The 2,866-nt window shown below is 43.1% G+C and carries 5 protein-coding genes and 1 pseudogene; 4 read left to right on the top strand and 2 right to left on the bottom strand.

The window, feature by feature from the left end; genetic code table 11:
* The 4 genes and pseudogenes from H6G26_RS40545 to H6G26_RS40530 all read left to right on the top strand — a co-directional run.
* A pseudogene (locus H6G26_RS40545) lies at positions 1-228 on the top strand (deoxyribodipyrimidine photo-lyase); the annotation flags it as partial.
* Positions 229-301: 73 nt separating this feature from the next.
* Positions 302-478 (top strand): hypothetical protein, encoded by a 177-nt coding sequence (locus H6G26_RS40540; protein WP_190737655.1) that lies wholly within the window; start codon positions 302-304, stop codon positions 476-478.
* 59 nt (positions 479-537) lie between these two features.
* Complete coding sequence (locus H6G26_RS40535; protein ID WP_199327298.1) at positions 538-1,203, top strand: glutathione S-transferase family protein; 666 nt, start codon at positions 538-540, stop codon at positions 1,201-1,203.
* 414 nt (positions 1,204-1,617) lie between these two features.
* On the top strand, positions 1,618-1,890 hold the full coding sequence (locus tag H6G26_RS40530) for a GlsB/YeaQ/YmgE family stress response membrane protein (protein WP_190737652.1): 273 nt from the start codon (positions 1,618-1,620) through the stop codon (positions 1,888-1,890).
* 196 nt (positions 1,891-2,086) lie between these two features.
* On the opposite strand, the gene H6G26_RS40525 is transcribed toward H6G26_RS40530, so the two are convergent.
* Both H6G26_RS40525 and H6G26_RS44115 read right to left on the bottom strand, forming a co-directional pair.
* On the bottom strand, positions 2,087-2,419 hold the full coding sequence (locus H6G26_RS40525; protein ID WP_190737649.1) for a putative quinol monooxygenase: 333 nt from the start codon (positions 2,417-2,419) through the stop codon (positions 2,087-2,089).
* 154 nt (positions 2,420-2,573) lie between these two features.
* Positions 2,574-2,696: a hypothetical protein gene (locus tag H6G26_RS44115; protein ID WP_277883975.1), complete on the bottom strand. Its 123-nt coding sequence runs from the start codon at positions 2,694-2,696 to the stop codon at positions 2,574-2,576.
* Positions 2,697-2,866 lie beyond the last annotated feature (170 nt).

Below are 2,866 nucleotides of genomic sequence, written 5' to 3'. Positions count from 1 at the left end.
ATTGGCACTAGTTCTTATCCACAAACTATTTTAGATTGGGCTAAAACCCGCAAAGTTAATGGTAAAATCATCTCTGACCTTCGGAAAAAAGTAAGAGAAAGATTAACTCTCCAAGGTGGAGATGAATATGAAAGTGCAGTTGCAGCTAAAGAAACAGTAAATAAATACTGGCAGCACAAAGATAGGGAGTACAAAAAATTCAAAGAATTAGAGGCAGAACTAGAGTAGAAAAGAAGAAGGATAGCGATCGCAGCTAGTTCTAGGGGAAAGTCAGTTAAGAGCGAAGCGTAGTTTACATACGTTGGCATCGCCTCAACAAATGGGAACCCTGGTAATAGTTGCGTTTCTCACCGTCATTCCATTCTTAAACTTTCTCAAACCCAAACCAGCCCAGCCAACTATTTTATGCTACGGACAACAAAGCTGCGGTGTTGAGCAACAGCAGATTCAATCAGTTATGGAATGGCTGGAGAGCTAGTTTACTGGAGCTAGAACACACACCCAAAGCAGAAAATTGGATCGAAAGGAGAAATCACCATGACCCTGACAATGACACCCATTATTACAGCCTTTGAACGGTCGCCTGATGGCGGCAAGGGACTGGCGCGTGATATGCGCGTTCGCTGGGCGCTTGAAGAAGTGGGACAACCTTACAACGTTCGTCTTGTTTCGTTCAGTGAGATGAAGCAACCCGCGCACCGTGCGCTTCATCCTTTCGGGCAAATTCCAACTTATGAGGAAGGTGATCTCGCCCTGTTCGAGTCGGGGGCAATCGTGTTCCATATCGCAAAGCGCCATACAGGGCTGTTGCCAGACGATGCGAATAGTCGAGCGCGAGCGATCGCATGGATGTTTGCCGCACTTAACACGATGGAGCCGCCAATCGTTGATCGGGAAATCGCCACGTACTTAGAGCGTGATGAGGTCTGGTACGAGCAGCGCCTGCGTGTCGTCGAAGGCCGCATCCGTAATCGGCTCTTAGAACTTTCCAGTCACCTTGGAGATGCCGACTGGCTCGATGGCGCATTCAGCGCAGGCGACCTTATGATGGTGGAAGTGCTGCTCAGGTTGAAAGACTCGGGTATGGTGGACGACTATCCGAATCTCTCTACCTATGTCGCCCGTGGCGAAGCGCGGCCCGCCTTCAAGCGTGCTTTCACCGCTCAATTAGCGGTTTTCACGCGTCAGCAACCGACTGCCTGACTAGCGCAAAAGATAGATATAACAGGAATAAGTTGATTTAGCCTCTCTAGGCACGTATTCAAGCCAGCAATTGATGACTTCTTTTACATTGGTCGCAGCTACAAGCCATTTACTCCTTCACCTTATCAAATTAATATTCGGCTTTCAAACTTAGCTTAATTCTTAAAGTAGATGAGATAAATCATTAAAAATGCATATACTGCAATTATCAAGCAATGAATTTATTAGCTCCTAGTTTTAGACCAACTAAGAGCTTTTTTATTTATTATCCATTTCAGTTATGAGGTATATCAACAGAAGTAACAGCATTCATCCTCAAGGCTATTAATAATTGGTTCTGTTGATAGATTGAATGTCAATGTTTAGATTGCTATTGCGTATTTGTTGGTAGAAAACGTTTATAAAATTAAAACAATGAATATTCTTGCTTGGATTGTTTTAGGTCTAATTGCTGGTGCTATTGCAAAGGCTATCTACCCTGGTCATCAAGGCGGCGGAATTCTCGGAACAATCTTATTAGGAATTATCGGTGCTTTTGTTGGTGGTAGTTTGGGTGTATTCTTCAGTACAGGAACCTTGACATTAGCCGCCCCCACACTCAGCATTCCCGGTATTGCAGTAGCGGTTATTGGCGCAATTGTCGCTGTTTTCTTGTGGAACTTGCTAAATCGTCGCAGTGCTGTGTAATAAATTAAATTGGAATTAATTAATAGTAAAAATCAGGGAACTCATTTGACTATATTTTTCCCTGAATTGAAATAAAACAATAGCGCTTACCTATATTTAGGTAGGCGCTAATATTATTTTGTTGGGGTGCGATGCCGTTCACCTTCAACCCCTGGCTAGAAGAATTAAAGAACCAACTGTCCTGTCTGCAACCATTTCAAGATTCCACTCCTTGGATAGTAGGTATCGCAGCCAAAATAGAATAACGGCGGATATTTTCTAGTGGCGCAGCTATTAATCCTTCTAGCTTGGCTATTGCTGCTTGCACATGGGGTGACGCTAAGTGAGTATCCAATGCTGCCGCAGATTCCCACTCTTCTACAAAAGTAAAATCTGTTGGATCTGATTGATTTTGTAAAAGTTCATATTTAATGACACCTGCTTCAAGTTTAGTTGATTCAATCAGTCCCAATAATATTGCTTTGAGTTCTTCTACTTTATTAGGTATTGCCACAAAACGAGCTATAACATGAATGGTTTGGTTAGTCATTGGTCAATGGTAATTAGTCATTAGTCATTAGTCCATAGCCAACAGTCCATAGTCAATAGTTACTGCGGATTGCCTTAGCATCATTTAGCCATAAGGCGATCGCCCTTCATAAATTCTTTCTTAGAGGAAAAGTTACACCGAGGAAGCGATCGCCTTACCCTAAAGAATACAAGCGTTCGCATGATTGCGTCTCGTAGAGAGGAAAAATTGGGAGTGCGATCGCATCATCTGAGGTTTCCGCCAGAACCGCTAAAAAGTTCAGGAACGGGGTTGTCATTAAAGCAGTACACTGGTTGCCGAAATTACCAGAGGCTGAGGTGGTAAACTTTTCTCTTGTTTAATGGCGGATACCCCCCAATTCGGTATTGCTACCTTTCCTATGTTGTAAACATCTGAACACCTAGTATGATTTATCAGAGATTCCGCGTTGTTTAGCTTTACCAGTTT

The organism is Nostoc sp. FACHB-888 (assembly GCF_014696655.1).
In the GTDB taxonomy this organism is placed as follows: Bacteria; Cyanobacteriota; Cyanobacteriia; order Cyanobacteriales; family Nostocaceae; genus Nostoc.
Note: the sequence above shows the minus strand (reverse complement) of the source record. Positions and strands in the feature narration are given on the sequence as shown.

What these genes read in the sequence shown, in the direction of transcription:
- H6G26_RS40530 (WP_190737652.1), top strand. Translation starts at nt 1,618, where the DNA reads ATGAATATTCTTGCTTGGATTGTTTTAGGTCTAATTGCTGGTGCTATT.
- H6G26_RS44115 (WP_277883975.1), bottom strand. Translation starts at nt 2,696, where the DNA reads ATGACAACCCCGTTCCTGAACTTTTTAGCGGTTCTGGCGGAAACCTCA.
- H6G26_RS40525 (WP_190737649.1), bottom strand. Translation starts at nt 2,419, where the DNA reads ATGACTAACCAAACCATTCATGTTATAGCTCGTTTTGTGGCAATACCT.
- H6G26_RS40535 (WP_199327298.1), top strand. Translation starts at nt 538, where the DNA reads ATGACCCTGACAATGACACCCATTATTACAGCCTTTGAACGGTCGCCT.